The following is an 18632-nucleotide window of genomic DNA, read 5'->3' as shown; positions in this document are numbered from 1 at the left end:
AATACCCTTATTTTTTGATGGCGTAACTTAATTTTTAATATCAATAGTTTGAATCAAATTGTAAATAGTTGACTTACCAATATCTAATTTTTTGGCCGTTTTAAGCACGTCGTTACCATTTTTTTTCAAATAATGTAAAATAATTTCCGAGGTGTATTCTTTGAGTGTTTTTTCTTCCGAAAGGAAAAAATCAGTCTCGTTAATGCTGTTAAAAGTCAAATCATCAGCTGCAATTTCGTTTGCATCACACATTACACACGCAAGGTCAATTACGGCTTTTAATTCTCTAATGTTCCCAGGGAACGCATACTTCAACAACTTGTCTTTGGCTTCTTTAGACAGCGATATGGTTTTCATTTTGTTCTCTTTGACAAACAAATCCATAAAATATTTCCCCAGCAATAAGGTGTCATTTCCCCTTGCTCGGAGTGGCGGGAGTTCTATAGGCAAACCAATAATTCTATAGTATAAATCCTCTCTGAAATTTCCTTTTTTTACCTCTTGCGATAAATCTTTGTGCGTGGCAATAATCAATCGGGCGTTAAATTTTATTTTAGTGGTTCCGCCCAAGCGTACGACTTCCCGCTCTTGCAAAACCCGCAACAGCTTGCTTTGTAGGTTTAAATCGAGTTCAGCAATTTCGTCCAAAAAAATGGTACCACCATCCGCTTGTTCAAATTTGCCAATATTCTTATTGTTAGCACCCGTAAAAGCCCCTTTTTCATGACCAAAAAATTCGCTTTCTATCAAATCCTTGGGGATTGCAGCCATATTTACAGCCACAAAGGGTTTGTTTTTTCGATCGGAATTGTAATGAATGGCTTTGGCTACAACCTCTTTTCCTGTTCCTGTTTCTCCCGTTATCGAGACATTGATATTGGTATTGATGGACTTATTGATTTTATTAAACACACTTTTTATGGCATCACTTTGCCCAATAATTGTTTTTTCAAAACTGAATTTTTGTTCTAATTTTTCTTTTAGTTCCTCGACCTCGTTTACCAAAGATAGATTTTCTTTGATTTTTAGAATCGAATTCCACAACAAATCTTTGGTGTGGCTGTTTTTTACAATATAATCTTTGGCACCTGATTTCAAAAAATCTACGGCAATTTCAATTTCTTCTTGTCCGCTAATAATGATGATGGGAATGGAGTTGTTCGTCTCTTTGATTTTTTTCAAAAGCAAATCGCCAGTGATGTCAGGAAGACCAAAATCGAGACAAATAATATCTGGTTTTTGGTATAAATTAGAGAGGCATTCTTTTCCTGTTTGAAAAAGATGTACATCAAAATCAGGGTTTAACTTCAAATGGTATTTTAAAGTTTCACCAAAAAAAGCATCGTCTTCTATTAGGAAAATTTTTAAACTTGTCATGAGAATTAGGATTTGGGTACTACTAAATTAACAAAAAAATTCACAAAATAGAATCTTTATTTTAAATGTTTTAGAGAATCATAGGTGCAATTCCATTCCTTTTATTTTCAAAAAAGGAAAGCAGTAAAAGTATTTCGATTTTTTATTAAATAATGAAATTAGGCATTACTTTTGCTAAAAGGAACAACGGATATAAAAAGCCAAAACAAAACGCTTTTTTTAAATTAAAATACGATGAAAGAACAATTTAAAAAGTTTTTAAACGAAGAACAAGACCCAAAAGCTATCGAGAAAATCACTTCAAAACTCAATGATTTATTGATGAAAAATGAAGAAATAGGCTACATAGCGGTACAAAAAAAACCAGCCATAACGGTTTTTCCAGACAGTATTGTTTTGACCAATAAAAGAATTATCATTTGCAAACCCAAAAATCTGGGACTTTCGATGGATTTTATCGATTTTACTTGGGATGAAATCGTGGGAACTTTTGTCAAAGAAAACATTCTAGGATCTGAATTTTCATTTTCGACCAAAACGGATATTCAGGTTTCTATTGATTATATTCCAAAAATTCAGGCCAGAAAAATATTTACGTATGCCAAAGAACAATTGGATGTTTTAAAAAATGGAACCACTCCAAACATCCCAATTCCAGAAGAAATTCCCGTTACTGCCTCCGTAAATGAAGAAATCATTGAAGAAATGGAAACCGAAGAAGTGACCAACTTTGCCGAAATTATGCCTGCTATTCCCATTTTTGCGGAGCCAATACAAGAAATCACTCCCGAAATAGAGCAGCATAAAACCAACACATTATCGCAAGATGAACTTTTTGCAAAGCTTCAAAACTATAAAAAACTACTCGACAACGGATTAATCCTGCAAGGCGAATACGATGCGTTCAAGAAAGAAATTTTGAGTTTGATGTAGGTTAATCCAAAGATGGAAGAGTGAGTGATAAGTTGTTGTTTTCAGGTAATATCAAATAAATTGTATAAAAAATGATAAATCTTAATGATTTTATAAATGAACCTCCAAATTGGTTGAGATACCAAATCGATCAACCTTGGGACATCATTATTAATTTAGAAGAAAAACTTAAAAACGCAATCGACCCTATTTCGAATGACTATAATATAATTGATGGTGCTATGGTTCATAAAACTGCAATCATTGAGCAAGGAGTTATTTTAAAGGGGAAAATTATAATTTCAGAAAATTGTTTTATTGGAGCAAACGCTTATTTAAGAGGGCCTATTTTCATAGGGTCTAATGTAAACATAGGGGCAGGTTCCGAAATTAAACAATCGATAATTTTGAATAATTCAGCAATTGCACATTTTAATTATATCGGAAATTCAATTATTGGAAAAAGTGTAAACTTTGAAGCAGGCTCTATTTGTGCAAATCATTACAATGAAAGAAAAATTAAAAACATTTTTGTAACAATAAATAACGAAATTATAGACACCAAAATCGATAAATTTGGATCTTTAGTTGGTGATAATTCAAGAATTGGTGCAAACGCAGTTTTATCCCCAGGAACAATTCTAAAAACGGACAGCATCGTAAAAAGGTTAGAGCTAATAGAACAAATCAAAGAAAACGATTAGTAATTTGCTGTAATTAAATGGAGAACTTAAAATATTTTCGTTAGCAAATTCAGTCTTATAATCAAAAGAATATTCCTCTTTTGATCGTAAGATTTTTTTATTTTACACCTTTCGGTTAATGTGTTGCTTTTTGTTTCTCAACAAACGTGTTGGATTGTAAGGCTAGTAAATCGGTTGCGTTTTTGCGTTGCAAATCGTATAGTTTTTTGTCCTCGGCGATGTCGCTATATACTTTGTCGTGCATTGTGGCACTTGTTTTTACTAGCAAAGTGCGTTGGTATTTGTCTTGTTCTATGGTTGCTTTGAGTGCTGTTTCTAGGTCTTCTAATTTGTAATCGTATTCGCCTTTTGGAGCGAGCAATTTGGCAATTATAGGCGAGGTTTCAATGGCCAAAAATAAGAGCATGATAAAAAAGGAAGGCAACCAAGGGAGTTTATTCAAGGCATTGATTCGTGCCATTAAGCCATCAAAACCATCAATTATGGGTTGCGTTTGGGTTATTTTTTTGTCTAAATCAGTTTGTAATGTTTTAGCATTTTTCTCTTTATCTGCAATTTTCGCCAGATTGTTTTTTTGTAGCGTATCGAGTTCTTTTTTGGCCAAATCATGTTTGGCAATTTTCTCTTTAAAAACGGGGCCTTTTCCTAGTCTTTTTGTGCCAGCAGTACCTTCGGCCTCGGCGATATAGGTTTGGTAATAGGTGTTGACTTCTTTTTCTTTCTTAACGATTTCAGCTTTTAGACTTGCAATTTCGGTTTTGTTTTTGTCTAAATCGCCTTTAAAATACGTAGTAACTTCTTTTTTGTTATTCAAAGCCATTGCATTTTTTTCTTTCAACAAAACGGTATTGATTTCTTTTTGGAAAATTTTAATCTCCAATGGTTTCGAAATTACGATAGCAATAATTATTGCCAAGATAATTCGGGGCATGGCTTGACCCAATTCGCTCCAAAAAGAGTCTCTTTTCCGGATGGTAGAAACAATAAACCGATCGAGATTAAAGATGAGTAAACTCCATACCAAGCCAAATAACACCGCTGGAATTGGGTCGTCAAAAACGGTAAAAAGGGCGTATCCACTAGCGATAAAAGCCATTACGGCTGTAAAAAAAACGGTGGCTCCAATGCCTACAAATTTGGTTTGTTCGCCTTCGGAGCAATTTTCGAGGAGGTTTTTGTCGGCTCCAGAACAGAGGATGAAAAATGATTTTAACATGATTGATTTATTTTTGATTGATGATTACAAATTTAACGCCAAAAATTGCCTATTGGTATAAATACTTGATTAGTATTTGTTTGCTTTTTTTGTTACCTTCTTCACATAAAAAAAGCTGCTCTTAACGAACAGCTTTTTCCCTTTTTTGAATTAATACCAACCTATGCTTTTGGAGCACCAGCCAAAATTTCGGCATTTGCAAATTCTTGAAATTTAGCAAAATTGGTGGTGAACTTTTGTGCCAATTCGATTGCTTTTTCGTCATATAACACTGGGTTTTCCCAGGTATTTCTAGGATTTAATATTTCGGTAGGAACATTGGGACAGGATTGCGGTTGGGCAATCCCAAAAACGGGGTGTGCTATAAATGCTACCTCGTTTAATTCTCCGTTGAGTGCAGCAGTAATCATGGCACGGGTGTATTTTAGTTTCATTCGGCTTCCTGTACCGTAAGGGCCGCCTGTCCATCCGGTGTTGATGAGCCAGACGGTTACGTTGGTTTCTTTCATTTTTTTGCTCAACATTTCGGCATATTTTGTTGGGTGCAATGGCATGAATGGCGCACCAAAACAAGCAGAGAAATTAGGCTGTGGCTCGGTAATTCCGGCTTCGGTTCCTGCAATTTTTGCGGTATAACCGGATATGAAATGATAGGCCGCTTGCCCTGGCGTAAGTTTAGCAATTGGAGGCAAGATCCCAAAAGAATCGGCCGTTAAAAAGAATATGTTTTTGGGATTTTCACCAATAGAATTGGGTTGTATGTTCTTGATGTGGTCTATGGGGTAGCTTACTCGGGTGTTTGGTGTTATCGAAATATCGGTATAATCGACTTCGTTTGTGCCTTTTTTGAAAACCATATTTTCTAGAATAGCTCCTTTTTTTATGGCTCCAAAAATGTCTGGTTCTTGAGCCTCGGTGAGGTTGACCACTTTGGCGTAGCAGCCACCTTCAAAATTAAACACCGTATTTTCCTTTGTCCAGCCGTGTTCATCATCGCCTATTAATTTCCTGTTTGGATCTGCGGATAAGGTCGTTTTCCCCGTTCCTGATAAACCAAAAAAGAGTGCCGTATCGCCATCTTCGCCCACATTGGCACTGCAATGCATGGGTAAGGTGTTCTTGAAAACGGGCAATATAAAATTCAAAGCCGAAAAAATTCCTTTTTTCATCTCACCTGTATAGCCTGTACCGCCAATGAGAGCAATTTTTCTGGTGAAATTCAAAATGGCAAAATTGCTGTCTCTCGTTTTGTCACGTTCTGGAATTGCTTGAAAATCGGGAGCACAAATCACCGTCCATTCTGGGGTAAAATCGGCTAGTTCTAACGCCGTTGGACGTAAAAACATATTGTAACAAAACAAGTTTGCCCATGCGGTTTCGGTCACCACACGCACATTGAGTCTGTACTTTGCATCGGCACAAACGGAACTATCACGAACAAAAATTTCCTTATTCGATAAGTAAGCAGTTACTTTGTCGTAAAGCGCGTCAAAATCGCTGGGTTCAAAAGGAATATTTACATTGCCCCACCATACTTTGTCTTGTGTAATGGTATCTTTTACAATAAATCGATCTTGTGGAGAACGACCCGTAAATTTACCCGTGTTAATTGCTAATGCTCCTGTTGAATTTTCGATTCCTTGTCCAGATTGAAGTGTTTTTTCATGTAACTCGGCTGCGGATAATTGATAGTGAATAGTGGCATTTTTTATTCCTAATTCAGTTAGCGCAATCGATTTCGTAAAGAGGGCGTAGTTCTCCATAAAGTTGTAGTTGTCTATGTTGTTTTTATAGACTGCAAAAGTAGAACTATTTTTTTAGAAAGAATTACGATAGGCTATTTTAACGTTTTTTTATTTAAAAACTGATATAAAAAAACGCCCCAGCCCAGTATTAATAGGAGTCCGCCAATAGGTGTTACAAAACCAATTACTCTAAAATCAAATGAAGTCAAATCATTTGTAGCCAGTAAATAAATGGATCCTGAAAACAAAATCACACCAAAAAGTATCAAATAATAGATTGTTTTTTTAGCTTTTTCAGTAAGGTCGTTTTGCGTCGAAAAAAACAATAAAAATAGCGCATGGTACATTTGATAGCGTACCCCGGTTTCAAAAGTAACTAATTGTTCGAGCGACAGTACTTTTTTTAGGGCATGAGCACCAAAAGCACCCAAAATTATAGCCAACATCCCTAAAACGATTCCGGTAATTATACTTTTTTTATTCATTTTTATTCATTTTTTTTGCTTTGTAAAAGTATAGGTTATGTCTAGAATGCAAAAGGTTTTTGGGAGATACTTTTGACTTTTTTAGCAAATGTAAAGCAACACAAAAAGAAATTTATTTTTAGAGAGCAATCGTTTGTTATAAATACAACATTATTGTATGTTTGTGTTATATTTTATAAAAAATGAGAACGATTTTAATTATTGGAGCAGGACGATCTGCTTCTTCGTTGATACAGTATCTTCTGGAGAAATCGGAGGTGGAAAATTTGCATCTTATTATTGCGGATTTATCGTTGTCTTTGGCGCAAAAAAAAACCAATAATCATCCCAATGCCACGCCCATAGCTTTGGATATTTTTGATGAAAATCAACGAAAAAGTGCTGTCCAAAAAGCCACGATTGTCATCTCGATGTTGCCGGCACATTTGCATATTGAAGTCGCCAGAGATTGCATTTTGTATCATAAACATTTGGTTACCGCTTCCTACGTTAGCGATGCGATGCAAGAACTCGATGCGCAAGCCAAAGCAAGTAATCTAATTTTTATGAATGAAATTGGTCTTGACCCAGGCATTGACCATATGAGTGCGATGAAGGTAATTGATGAAATTACCGAGAAGGGCGGAAAAATGCTTTTGTTCGAATCCTTTTGTGGCGGACTTGTAGCACCCGAATCGGATACGAATCTTTGGAATTATAAATTTACTTGGGCACCCAGAAACGTCGTACTTGCGGGTCAAGGTGGAGCAGCAAAATTCATTCAGGAAGGCGCTTATAAGTACATTCCGTACGGGAGTTTATTTCGCAGAACCGAGTTTCTAGAAGTAGAAGGTTTTGGCAAATTTGAAGCCTATTCGAATCGTGATTCCTTAAAATACCGCTCTGTTTATGGTCTCGATAACGTGCTCACTTTGTACCGAGGAACCATTCGTAGGTTGGGTTTTTCTAAAGCTTGGAATATGTTTGTACAACTGGGCATGACGGATGATAGTTACGTTATGGAGGATTCGGAAAACATGAGTTACCGCCAATTTGTCAATTCTTTTTTGCCGTATCATCCCACGGATTCAGTTGAAATTAAGATGCGATTGATTTTAAAAATAGATCAAGACGACACCATGTGGGACAAGCTTTTGGAACTTGATTTGTTTAATAATGACAAAAAAGTTGGGTTGAAAAACGCTACTCCGGCTCAAATATTAGAAAAAATCCTAACCGATAGTTGGACTTTGCAAGCAGATGACAAAGATATGATTGTGATGTACCACAAATTTGGATACGAAAATAATGGCAAAAAAGAGCAAATTGATTCGAAAATGGTTTGCATTGGCAACGATCAAACGTATACTGCCATGGCCAAAACCGTTGGTTTACCCGTTGCTATGGCCACATTATTGATATTGAATGGTAAAATTACCACGCCAGGTGTGCAACTGCCTATCCGGAAAGAAGTGTATTTGCCCATTCTGAAAGAGTTAGAAGATTATGGCGTTGTTTTCAAGGAGCAAGCCATGCCTTATTTGGGCTACAACCCAGATAAAGTTTTTAGTTGATTGTTTTTTTAGATTTTTTTAGTGTAAAGCCACTTTGCAAAAAGTGGCTTTTTTAGGGTTCTATTGTTTCCGAGATTAATTCCCCATTATTGTAATTTCGAATGCAGGTTAGTTTTCCTTTTTCATTGTAGTACCGCCAGTTTCCGTTATAAAACCAATGTGTTTCGGTAGCTGTTTCTGTTAAATTGGTTTGTCCTTGCGACTCTATTTTTCCATTTTTGAAATAAAAAGTCGTGTAGCAAATGCCTAATTTGTATTTTTCTTTCTTGATTAATTTACCGTTTAAATAATACCTCCATGTTTTTTTGGGATCACTTGCCTGATAATAACCTTTTGATTTGTATTTGGCGGAGTCTTGCTCGTACAATTCAACCCAAAATCCTTCTCGTTTTTTGTTCTTGATTTGGTTGGTTTTACATCCAATGAATACAAGCAACAGCCCAGCGAAAATAAGCTTTCGCCATGATAGGAAACCGAGATTTGCAAAAGGGAACCGCATGGTTTGAATAGTAAAAAGAGCCACAAATTTCACACATTAAAAAGACTTAAAATCACTAATGGATGTAAAACTTATGAATTCATGACAAAATAATCTTTGTGTCAGTATAGGTTATTTTGATAATTCTACAAAATACTTATAAAACAACGGTATCGTTTCAATGCCTTTCAAGTAATTAAAAATCCCAAAATGTTCGTTTGGGGAATGAATAGCATCGCTATCTAAACCAAATCCCATTAGGATAGTTTTGCTTTTGAGTTCTTTTTCGAATAAGGCTACAATAGGAATACTGCCTCCTGATCGTACTGGAATGGCAGGAACTCCAAAGGTTTCGGTGTAGGCTTTATTTGCCGCTTTGTAGCCAATGCTGTCAATTGGGGTTACATAGCCTTGTCCGCCGTGATGGGGTTTAACTTTTACTTTCACTCCTGCTGGCGCAATACTAATGAAATGTTGTGTAAACAATGTTGTGATGGCTTCCCAGTCTTGATTAGGGACTAGTCGCATCGAAATTTTGGCAAAAGCCTGGCTAGGAATTACTGTTTTGGCACCTTCACCAGTATAACCACCCCAAATTCCGTTGACGTCCAGCGTTGGGCGAATGGAGTTTCTTTCGTTAGTTGTATAGCCTTTTTCGCCATAAATGTCGTTGAGGTCTAATGCTTTTTTGTAGGCTTCTAAACTAAAAGGTGCTTTGGCCATTTCAGCTCTTTCCTCGAGAGATAATTCGGTTACATTGTCATAAAAACTAGGAATCGTAATGTGATTGTTTTCGTCATGAAGCGAGGCAATCATCTTGGTCAAAACGTTGATAGGATTTGCAACAGCACCACCATACAATCCAGAATGTAAATCCCGATTGGGACCTGTAACTTCTACTTCTACGTAACTCAACCCACGCAATCCAGTTGTAATGGAAGGCTGTTGATTCGAAATCATGCCCGTATCCGAAATTAAAATTACATCACAAGATAATTTTTCTTGGTTGCGTGTTACAAACCACGAAAGGCTTTTGGAGCCCACTTCTTCTTCGCCTTCAATCATAAATTTGACATTGCAGGGCAAAGTGTTCGATTGTACCATGTATTCTAATGCTTTGATGTGCATGTACATTTGCCCTTTGTCATCACAAGATCCACGGGCAAAAATGGCGCCTTCGGGATGTATTTCGGTTTTCTTGATAACAGGCTCAAATGGGGGAGACGTCCATAATTCGATGGGATTTGGGGGTTGCACATCGTAATGTCCGTAAACTAATACGGTGGGTAAGGCAGGGTCTATTATTTTTTCGGCATAGACAATAGGATAGCCGGGGGTGTCACATATTTCGACATGGTCACAGCCTGCTTTTTTTAAACTTGTTTTTACGGCCTCGGAGGTGGCTATAACATCTTGAGCGTAAGCGGTGTCTGCACTTACGGATGGGATTTTGAGCAATTCGATTAATTCGTTTATAAAGCGGTCTTTGTGTTCTTGAATGTATGTTTTTATGTTTTCCATAGGATGCTTTTTTTCTACTTTCAAAAGTACAAAAAGAGAATCAATATTTTTTGAAAAAAAACCTTTGAAAGTTGGAAGATATGTTTATATTTGCACTCACAATTTTAGCGGATATGGTGAAATTGGTAGACATGCCAGACTTAGGATCTGGTGCCGCAAGGCGTGTAGGTTCGAGTCCTATTATCCGCACTTTATTAAATTAAAAAAAACCCTTAAAATCAATGTTTTAAGGGTTTTTTGTTTTTAATTTTGCCAAAATTTTGCCGAAAACAATTGTTATTTATTTAATTCACTATATCTTTTTCCGCCTGTTGCAATAATATGATTTCTCAAAATTGTAATTTTTCTCAAATTGAATAAAAGTGAAGATTGTGCAATCAATTGTTCGTAATCCTCTTTATCACCGCATACTTTGTTATTATGAATAGTGCTGTAATTGCTTTTTACATTGTAATAGTAACCTTCTAAATCGTCTAAAACAGTATCTTCAATTATTTCTTCTATGTTGTCTAAACAGGTTTTAAAATCATAATAGCCTACAAAGTCTTCCTCTTTTTTTATGATAGAAATTAATTTTTGCTCCTTTATCAATAAAATATTCGAATATTTCAATGTAGGGAGCAAATTTTGTAACAATGAACAAAAAAGGTGTTTTATAAAAAACGTTAGCAATAAAATTTAAGTTCAATCGACTATCAATTAGTAAATCAAATACTCTTTTATAAAATGAAAAATTTTTGTGATTGTAGCTATTTTCAAAAATCAAAACTAATAAATCTTGTTTATCTCTTTCGGATAAATTTTGTTTTATAAATTCATTTTTGAATGAATTATAATCAATATTATTTATACTATTCAAAAAAATCCGTGTATTCATATTTTCTAAATTAGATATTCAACAAATCAAATTCTATTCCAAAAACTCTATATTTTTAACACGTCATTCATAACGTGTTAAAAATATAGAGTTTTTTTAACACGTCTTTTGAGTTGTGTTACTTTTTGGAAGTTTTTTTAACACGTTATTCATTCATTAATACTTTGATTAATCGAGTATTTATATAATAGTTTGATTTGCCAACTTTGGTTTTTTCTAAAAATCCTAATTCTGCAATTTTATCTAAATAAGTCGATGCAGTTTGCCTAGTTACTTTCAATTCTTTTTCTAAAAATTCAATCTTGGTGTAAGGATTTCTAAATAGATTGTTTATTAAATCTTGACTGTATATTTTAGGTAGTTTGGTTTGAATTTCGGTTTTGTAATCCTGCATCAAATTATTAATATTTGTAATTAAATCAATAGTTTCTATTGCTGTAACCTCAACACTTTTAAGAAAATACAAAATCAAATGTTCCCAATCGTTTTTGGTTCTAACATCTTGCAAAACTTGGTAATATTCTGCTTTGTTTTGCGTAATGTAACGGCTTAAATATAAAATTGGAATATCTAATAATCCTTGTAATACCAAATACAAAATATTTATTATCCGTCCAGTTCTACCATTACCATCATAAAATGAGTGTATGCTTTCAAATTGGTAATGAATGATAGCCATTTTTATAAGAGGATCCAGATTTGAAAACTCATTATCATTTATGAACTTTTCGAGGTTACTCATTAAGTCCAAAACTTCGGTTGCGTTTTGTGGCGGAGTGTAAACCGTTTGCCCTTGTGAGTTTACTAATTTTGTACCGCCTTGCGTTCTAAAACCAGCGTTATTTTCTAATAATTCTTTTTGAATGGTAAGAATGTGTTTATTTAATAAAAGTTGCTCATTTCTAACAATTTCGAAACCTAATTTTAAACCTTGGGCATAATTAAAAACTTCTTTTGAAGCTGGATTTTTACTATCAATAAAGATATTTTCTTTGTATAATTCATCGTGAGTAGTGATAATATTTTCTATTTCGCTACTATCTTTCGCTTCCTGTAAAGTCAAAGTATTGATTAAAATACTTTCGTTCGGGATTGTTTTTGATGTTCCCTTTAGTTCGGCTAAATAACGGTGCGACTGCGAAAGTTGTTTTAATATTGCTATTGTTTCAATTTCTTGCTTTGGCGGTAATATTGGTAAAATAAAATTCTCGTTAGTCATTTGTTCCGTTTTTTATAATTTTTAGTTGAGGTATTTTGTCTTTGTTTAGTTCCTCATAAAATTGCATAAATAAATCCGCATTTGCATCTTTGTCCTCACGTTTATTTATGTAAGTCAAAAATAGACTTTCTTTAGAATGTCCTGTTATATTAATCAAAATAGGTGTTGGTATCTTTTTATAATAGTTTGTTGCAAATGAACGCCTAAAACAATGTGAAGCCATTAAATCATATTTTGGAAACATTCCCAACTCTTTACGGTTGGTTTCTGTATTTAGTTTTGTTCCTTTTACAATGGTATCAATTCCAGCCAGTTTACAAACCACTTTTATGTAATCGTTTAGTTTTTGATGCTGTAATTTTTTAGGCAAACTATTTTCTACAATATCTACAACGTGTGGTGCAATAATACCAATTGTAACACTTTTACTTGTTTTCTGTTGTAGGATGTCCAAATAAATACTTTTGCCTTTGTATCTGATATTTTCGGCTGTAATTTCTAATAAATCGCCTCCACGTTGTCCAATTTCACAACCTAACAAAATCCAGTTTCTAGCGTTGTTAAGTGTTTCTGTTGTTATTGAAATATTTTTAGTTAGTTCGGGATTTGATTTTTTAAATTCTTTGAGTTGTTCCGTATTGGTAAAATCTACATTTTTAATTTGTTCCAGTTCCTCAAAAGATAATGTTTGTATATATCGGTCTTTTTCGCTTTCTCTAAAATGCTGAATTGTTTTTGAATAAGGTGTAACTTGGATTTCGTTTTTTTCTGCATCAATGCAAACGGTTTTCAAAATCTCTAATTGTTTACCAGCATAATTTGTAGAATATTTTTTAGTGTTAACGAGCCAGTTTGTAAATTTTTCAACAAATGGTTTTGTAATCTCTATAATTTGGATTTGCTTTTTGATGGTTTTTTGATATTCCGAAATAATGTTTTTGAATAAAGTGTAATTTTTTATTGTACTAGCACTTAATCCAATTTTAAAACCTCCGTTGGTTTTTACTTTTCGAGTGTTTGCATTATCAATAATGTAGTTTATGTGATTTATTAACAAACCTGCATCGGTTCTAACAACTCTATTAAAGCAATCCTTTATTTTGGTTTCTAGCCAATTAGAATCAATTAAAACATTGTTTGCCAAATCATTATTTAAACCATCAAATACAAAAGTTTCTAACTTGTTGAGGTTTGCGTGAAGTATCTTATTTTCGGGATTGGTTTGTTTTGGGCGGTTGGTTTTTTCGCTCCAGTCTTTTGGGTTTATAGTAAAACCTGTACTAACTTCTATCATTTTGCCTCTACCAGTTGAAAGGTATATTTTAATAGAAACATTTTTGTTTGCCTTACTTCTTAATCTAAATTGAACTGATGCCATTTTGAATAAATAACTTATGAATAGTCAAAAGTAAATCAATTTTAGAAAGTTGCCAAACATTTGCCAAACATTTGTTAGATTTCATTCAATTTTATGCTATCTCATTCAATTATTATTTAATGTTTAAAATGGATTTAAGCATTGATTTTACTATGTCTATTAGTGATTTTTGCAATGTTTTTAATGATTTGTAAAAAGTATCAAATTGTATATGTTGGCGTGTAGTTTCGAGTCCTATTATCCGCACTTTATTAAATTTTAAAACCATTAAAATCAACGTTTTAAGGATTTTTTGTTTTGTGTATTTATCTAAAAAAAACTTTATTTTATAAAGTGTAACTTAAAGGAACTTATTTTTAATACTATTAAATTTGATTCAATTGCGATTTTAATATTAGTTATTCAAGTAAAAACCCCTGACTAAAATTTTTAATCAGGGGTTTTTTAGCTTTTTTTAGAGAATTAATAACGCTCTTTCACAATCATTTTTTGAATGTAACTTTTGTTTTCCGTGTCGGTTATTTTTAGGATATAAATACCACTTAACTGGATCGGCAAATCAATTCTAATTTCTTCTTCATTAGCAAAGTGCTGCTCCAAAACTGGAATTCCTTGGAGGGTAAGAATGGCTGCTTTTGCAATCAATTTCTTTGTGAAATCACTTCCCATTTCGTGTTTTAAACTAACAAAAACAACATCATTTACTGGATTTGGATACATGGTAACTACCACTAAATCAATCTCTTTTTCTTTAGATTGTATTGTATTTAAAACACTATTTGTTGCCAATGGCATGTAGGAATCAAATTGTATTGTCGCTTTGTTTTTAATTTTAGTTTCGGAATCTATCCCCTTTTTGGGAGTTACCGCAAACGTAACATATCCTTGACCTTCTTGGGTATTTTCAATAGAAGAGGGTAAAAACAAGTCGTCCCAAATGAATTTTATTTTTTGCCCCTCAATTTCAGTTTTTACATTTTGATGACTTGTTGCCGTTAATTTAAAAGTTGTGGCTTCTAATTCCTGTGGTAACTCGTCTACGATCACGACTCGTTGCGCTGGAAAATTGCCCACATTCTCGAATCGTACCGTATAATTGAGAACTTGTTCCAGCAGGATATAGCCTTCTTCACCATATCCTTTTGGCGATACTAAAATGTCATTGGGATCAATGGCACCATAAACCAGATACGTTTGGGTTACGGCATTGTCTTTTGTATTACAATCTGGAGTTGGTGTAAGTATTTCGCCTTTGAAAGCAAATGAATTACCTATTTGTACCGTTGCATCATTGCCATGCGTGAAGAAAATTTGAGTACTCTCAAACGAGTTCAAGCTAGGAATAACCCAAGAATATTTAGCGTAGGTAATTCCGTTTTCTAGAAAGGTTTGTTGTTGTGTAAACGGTAAAGAAGGATTTGCGATGGTTATAACCGCTGGAACCACAAAATTTATTGTAAAATTCTTTGCTACAGTTCTACTCGTATTAGTTGCTATGATATTAAATTGTCCATTAGTATATCCTTTTCTAATGGCTGTTCCTCCCATACTTAATTTTAAATCAGCTCCATTGCAAGCTGGAATTGCCGCAATTTTTAAGGTATCGGAAACTTTGTAATTTGCCAAAACCAAAGGAATTGATTTACTAGAGGCCAGCAAACCATTTTCGGGTAAAAGGTCGAATTGAAGACTACTTTCCGATGTATAGCAAGTAAAAACGCCTTTATTGTCTGTATACACTTTGGTTTTAGTAGGCGCAATTTTTACTGCAGCTCTTGAAATAATGGGTTCGCTTGCTTGTTTTTGACCGTCGTTATTGGTGTCAAAATAAACCAATCCAGTAACTTTAGTTTGTTGTGGTTCAGTAATGGTAAGGATTTGGTTTACCGCCACATTGGTTAATACTTGGGTTATTCCGCTAGGCCATTTAATTTCTAATGAGGCGATAGTTGTGGCGTTACCCAAACCAAAATGCTGTGTAAAACTACTTTGACCTCCAAAACCACTTTGGCTATTTACTTCTCGAAATTGCAATCCAGTAGTCGTTTTTGCCGTGATTTGGGCACCAATAGCAGAACCATTACTTACGGTTGCTTTTAGATTTACTTCCAACCACTTGTTTATATTTCCGTTATTGGTGAAAATATGATTTTTTTGGTTCGAATGTGTGGCAACTGCAAGATCTAAATCGCCGTCGTGATCAAAATCACTCCACGAGTGCCCAAAGGACAATCCAAAATTATACGTAATCATTTCGGCTCTGTTCTCTGTAAAGTTTCCTTTGCCATCATTGATATACAGGAATTTTCTAATTTTATCATTGGTCACAAACAAATCTAAATCGCCATCATTATCAATATCAGCAAAACTACATCCATGGGAACTTCCGCCTTGATTGACTATTGAATTTGTGATTTTTTCGAAAGTACCATTGCTTAAATTTTTATATAAAAAGTTAACAGTACTATTCGAATTGGTTACAAATAAATCCAAATCGCCATCGTTGTCAATATCACCCCAACAGCTTCCTACTGATTTTCCTCCTTCGGAATTGATTACGTTCGTGGCTTTAGAAAACGATCCGTTTCCGTCATTATGAAACAGCGAATTGTTTTTGCCTTCTCCATTGGGTACAAATAAATCCATAAAACCATCTTTGTCATAATCAGCCCAAGTGGGGCCTAGAGAAGAATTGGCTTCTAACGGAATTACATCCGCAACTACTTTTGTAAAAGTACCAGCAGCACTATTTTTATGCAGTTCGTTGTAGCGCGTAGGGAAGTAATTGCACATAAATACATCGACTTTATTATCATTATCAAAATCAGCAAAAGCACCTCCGTGGTAATACGAAACGTCTTTGGCAAAGGATTTTGTGGCATCTAGAACCAGTGTTCCGTTGTCGTTTCTATAAAAATGATTGGGAGTTCGGGTATTGTTAAGCACCAATAAATCAGGATCTCCATCATTATCAACATCGGCCCAAGTATTGCTCATCGAAATGCCTGACTCGGTTAAAACTTGACCTGCCGTAAAGCCTCCATTTTTGTTATTCATAAAAATGGTGTTTGGAACTGTTAAACCCATATCGGTTACAAACAAATCGTCCCAACCATCGGAATTGATATCTACCCAGCTTATTGTCCAAGAGTTAGTTGGATTTAGATTAAAAACGGTATCTTCAAAATGTGAAAAAATAAGATTCGAAGTGTTTTTGGTATTCACCGAAACTGAATTTGCAATTGTTGATTGTTGAATTTCACCATTTACAATCCCAGTAATTACCGTTTCTACGGTGGCATTCAAGGTTTGGTTGAGAATCTCGCCATTGTTTGCACCAACGGTTGCCATAACGGTAGTTTCTACTTTGTACTCCGAGTTTGGTTTTAGCGTAGCAAGGTTGTTGTAGACCACTTTGGTTTTGTCGTTTGATACTACAATTGTGCCCGCAGTAATCGCATTCGTACTGGATTCTGTTATTTTTGATTGCACTACTTTTAAACCATCTTGAACGATTACTTCTAGGTTTGGACTAGTCACTTCGGTAGTAGTGGTAATTGTTGAGACCACGGTTGCTTTTTCTTCAGGGATTAAAGTATCATCGTTTATAGCACTAGTTTGCGAAAAAGAATGCCCGAGAGAACTTCCAGAATAACACATCCAGTTGTCGTTAAAATTACTGTTCATTACCGAGATGTCGGCGGTACTAGTTACGGAAAGGTAGGGTTTGTCAGAACCAGAATTGGTACCTGTTCCGTTATAAATGGCTTTCCATTCCGCTAAACTAATAATGCAATCAGCATATCTATCGGCCAAAATAGTAAAAGTTTTGTTGAATTTTTGTCCACCTGTATTGGCATCTTTAACGGTAACTGTTGCGCCATTTTTTGAAAACAAATACAAATGCGAAAATTGACCTCCAAAACTTAATTTGGTAAACGGATTTACAGCATTTGTCTCGTTTCCTGGGGGTGGAATATAGGTCAAAAAATTCTTCCCTGCCGATGTCCCGTTGTCCGATGAAACCATTGTAGCCATATCCGAAGTTCCAGGTGCTCCAGTTTCGAACCAGTTTCCTTCAAATACAGAAACTCTTTTTCCGGCAGTGCATTTGATTCTAAAAACAGTATTGTACGAAACATTTCCATCGTTTTTTCCAACCCAATCGCCTGCTTTTGATTTGTTTAAAGTAAAACTTTTTACAGCAACCCAACTTCCGTTTACATATCGGTCTAGTTGTACGGCATTGGCATCGTCCCAACTCACGATCCGTATTTCCTGCTCGCCTCCTGATTGATAGGGAACCCCAAAATACAGCAGTGCACCCGCAGAACTTCCATTCGATGTGGGTACATATCCACCACCGTCTCGTTCGTTACCAAACAAAGCACCATACTGAACCGTAATTGGTTTGTTGGCCGTAATCACATAGGTTTCGCCAGAAATCATAACATTCCTTCCTTCTGTACCACTGTAAATAACGTCTTGACCTACGTTGAGTGTTTTACTGAAAATAAGGGTTGGGTTTTCGGCATTAACATCCGTGAATCCCGTGTTGGTTTTAGCTTGAGTAGAAATTTTATGAAACTGAACCACCGTGTTATCTTGGTACGCAAACACGTTAATATCCCGATTAGAGGAGGAAATCATTGGCGCATAAACAATAAATTTTTGTCCAATAGAACTTTTGTCTACGCTAGGAACCCAATCGTGCTGCCAATCGCTATTGGTGCTTTGAGAAGCATAAACCAGTTTGTTTGATTTTACAATAAAGTAATCGCCGTCCCATTTAAGTACACCTCCTGATGCGTAACGAGCATCATCATTAATACCATTGTCCTTAATGTAAAGGATGTAACTTTGACCTGCTTTTAACGTTCCCGTTTTGCTGTCATCTGTGTCGCCATCAGCGCCGTCGTCTATGATTTCAAATTGAGTATCGTCATAAATGGCAGTAACAATAAGACATACGTCTCTTTTTACCGCATCATTATTAGGCGAAACATAAATTTGAAAATAAGTGGAGGGTTCTCCGGTGGCAAATAATTTGCTTATCCCGGAGAGCACAAGCAAAAGGCAAAATAATTTTTTCTTCATGATTTTAAAATTTTAATAAAAACCTTAAAATCAATTGGTATGCCTAAAAACTAAAAACCTGTTTTACAGC

The 18632-nt window shown here is 35.0% G+C and carries 13 protein-coding genes and 1 tRNA gene; 4 read left to right on the top strand and 10 right to left on the bottom strand.

Going from position 1 to position 18632, the window contains the following annotated elements:
• Positions 1–27 precede the first annotated feature (27 nt).
• Positions 28–1377, bottom strand: coding sequence for a sigma-54-dependent transcriptional regulator (locus FNW21_RS09290; RefSeq protein WP_144256465.1), 1350 nt, complete (start codon positions 1375–1377; stop codon positions 28–30).
• A 234-nt stretch (positions 1378–1611) separates the two neighbouring features.
• Between FNW21_RS09290 and FNW21_RS09285 the strand changes: the two genes are divergently transcribed.
• Positions 1612–2310, top strand: coding sequence for a PH domain-containing protein (locus tag FNW21_RS09285; RefSeq protein WP_144256464.1), 699 nt, complete (start codon positions 1612–1614; stop codon positions 2308–2310).
• A 71-nt stretch (positions 2311–2381) separates the two neighbouring features.
• Positions 2382–2993 (top strand): DapH/DapD/GlmU-related protein, encoded by a 612-nt coding sequence (locus FNW21_RS09280; protein WP_144256463.1) that lies wholly within the window; start codon positions 2382–2384, stop codon positions 2991–2993.
• A 115-nt stretch (positions 2994–3108) separates the two neighbouring features.
• Here the strand turns inward: FNW21_RS09280 and FNW21_RS09275 are convergent, their stop codons facing one another.
• The 3 genes from FNW21_RS09275 to FNW21_RS09265 all read right to left on the bottom strand — a co-directional run bounded on the left by FNW21_RS09275 (position 3109) and on the right by FNW21_RS09265 (position 6439).
• A complete protein-coding gene (locus FNW21_RS09275; protein ID WP_144256462.1) occupies positions 3109–4209 on the bottom strand; it encodes a DUF4407 domain-containing protein in 1101 nt (366 codons plus the stop codon).
• A gap of 161 nt (positions 4210–4370) precedes the next feature.
• The gene (pckA, locus tag FNW21_RS09270) at positions 4371–5972 is read right to left on the bottom strand and encodes a phosphoenolpyruvate carboxykinase (ATP) (RefSeq protein ID WP_144256461.1); all 1602 of its coding nucleotides are present in this window, start codon (positions 5970–5972) and stop codon (positions 4371–4373) included.
• A gap of 74 nt (positions 5973–6046) precedes the next feature.
• Positions 6047–6439 carry a DUF423 domain-containing protein gene (locus FNW21_RS09265; RefSeq protein ID WP_144256460.1) on the bottom strand — a complete coding sequence of 131 codons (393 nt, stop codon included), beginning with the start codon at positions 6437–6439 and terminating at the stop codon, positions 6047–6049.
• 182 nt (positions 6440–6621) lie between these two features.
• Here FNW21_RS09265 and FNW21_RS09260 point away from each other — a divergent pair, with 182 nt between their 5' ends.
• Entirely contained in the window at positions 6622–7992 is a 1371-nt protein-coding gene (locus FNW21_RS09260; protein WP_144256459.1) for a saccharopine dehydrogenase family protein, read from the top strand.
• Between the two features lie 52 nt (positions 7993–8044).
• Here the strand turns inward: FNW21_RS09260 and FNW21_RS09255 are convergent, their stop codons facing one another.
• Both FNW21_RS09255 and FNW21_RS09250 read right to left on the bottom strand, forming a co-directional pair.
• Positions 8045–8515 (bottom strand): toxin-antitoxin system YwqK family antitoxin, encoded by a 471-nt coding sequence (locus FNW21_RS09255; protein ID WP_235889614.1) that lies wholly within the window; start codon positions 8513–8515, stop codon positions 8045–8047.
• 87 nt (positions 8516–8602) lie between these two features.
• Positions 8603–9991: a dipeptidase gene (locus FNW21_RS09250; protein ID WP_144256458.1), complete on the bottom strand. Its 1389-nt coding sequence runs from the start codon at positions 9989–9991 to the stop codon at positions 8603–8605.
• A 107-nt stretch (positions 9992–10098) separates the two neighbouring features.
• On the opposite strand from FNW21_RS09250, the gene FNW21_RS09245 reads away from it, so the two are divergent.
• Positions 10099–10180: transfer RNA gene (locus tag FNW21_RS09245), tRNA-Leu, on the top strand.
• A gap of 87 nt (positions 10181–10267) precedes the next feature.
• Here FNW21_RS09245 and FNW21_RS09240 read toward each other — a convergent pair.
• From FNW21_RS09240 to FNW21_RS09225, 4 genes are all read right to left on the bottom strand, one after another.
• Positions 10268–10615 carry a hypothetical protein gene (locus FNW21_RS09240; protein WP_144256457.1) on the bottom strand — a complete coding sequence of 116 codons (348 nt, stop codon included), beginning with the start codon at positions 10613–10615 and terminating at the stop codon, positions 10268–10270.
• A 398-nt stretch (positions 10616–11013) separates the two neighbouring features.
• A complete protein-coding gene (locus FNW21_RS09235) occupies positions 11014–12087 on the bottom strand; it encodes a Fic family protein (RefSeq protein WP_144256456.1) in 1074 nt (357 codons plus the stop codon).
• A complete protein-coding gene (locus FNW21_RS09230; protein WP_144256455.1) occupies positions 12080–13465 on the bottom strand; it encodes a phage integrase SAM-like domain-containing protein in 1386 nt (461 codons plus the stop codon). The genes FNW21_RS09235 and FNW21_RS09230 overlap by 8 nt, the downstream gene beginning before the upstream one ends.
• Before the next feature lie 462 nt (positions 13466–13927).
• Entirely contained in the window at positions 13928–18562 is a 4635-nt protein-coding gene (locus FNW21_RS09225) for an FG-GAP-like repeat-containing protein (RefSeq protein ID WP_144256454.1), read from the bottom strand.
• Between the last annotated feature and the right edge of the window lie 70 nt (positions 18563–18632).

Origin of the sequence: Flavobacterium restrictum, from assembly GCF_007097245.1 — a bacterium.
Classification (GTDB): domain Bacteria; phylum Bacteroidota; class Bacteroidia; order Flavobacteriales; family Flavobacteriaceae; genus Flavobacterium; species Flavobacterium restrictum.
This window is presented reverse-complemented; position numbering and strand designations above follow the sequence as displayed.

What these genes read in the sequence shown, in the direction of transcription:
- FNW21_RS09235 (WP_144256456.1), bottom strand. Translation starts at nt 12,087, where the DNA reads ATGACTAACGAGAATTTTATTTTACCAATATTACCGCCAAAGCAAGAA.
- FNW21_RS09290 (WP_144256465.1), bottom strand. Translation starts at nt 1,377, where the DNA reads ATGACAAGTTTAAAAATTTTCCTAATAGAAGACGATGCTTTTTTTGGT.
- FNW21_RS09225 (WP_144256454.1), bottom strand. Translation starts at nt 18,562, where the DNA reads ATGAAGAAAAAATTATTTTGCCTTTTGCTTGTGCTCTCCGGGATAAGC.
- FNW21_RS09265 (WP_144256460.1), bottom strand. Translation starts at nt 6,439, where the DNA reads ATGAATAAAAAAAGTATAATTACCGGAATCGTTTTAGGGATGTTGGCT.
- FNW21_RS09280 (WP_144256463.1), top strand. Translation starts at nt 2,382, where the DNA reads ATGATAAATCTTAATGATTTTATAAATGAACCTCCAAATTGGTTGAGA.
- FNW21_RS09230 (WP_144256455.1), bottom strand. Translation starts at nt 13,465, where the DNA reads ATGGCATCAGTTCAATTTAGATTAAGAAGTAAGGCAAACAAAAATGTT.
- FNW21_RS09250 (WP_144256458.1), bottom strand. Translation starts at nt 9,991, where the DNA reads ATGGAAAACATAAAAACATACATTCAAGAACACAAAGACCGCTTTATA.
- FNW21_RS09260 (WP_144256459.1), top strand. Translation starts at nt 6,622, where the DNA reads ATGAGAACGATTTTAATTATTGGAGCAGGACGATCTGCTTCTTCGTTG.
- pckA (WP_144256461.1), bottom strand. Translation starts at nt 5,972, where the DNA reads ATGGAGAACTACGCCCTCTTTACGAAATCGATTGCGCTAACTGAATTA.
- FNW21_RS09275 (WP_144256462.1), bottom strand. Translation starts at nt 4,209, where the DNA reads ATGTTAAAATCATTTTTCATCCTCTGTTCTGGAGCCGACAAAAACCTC.
- FNW21_RS09285 (WP_144256464.1), top strand. Translation starts at nt 1,612, where the DNA reads ATGAAAGAACAATTTAAAAAGTTTTTAAACGAAGAACAAGACCCAAAA.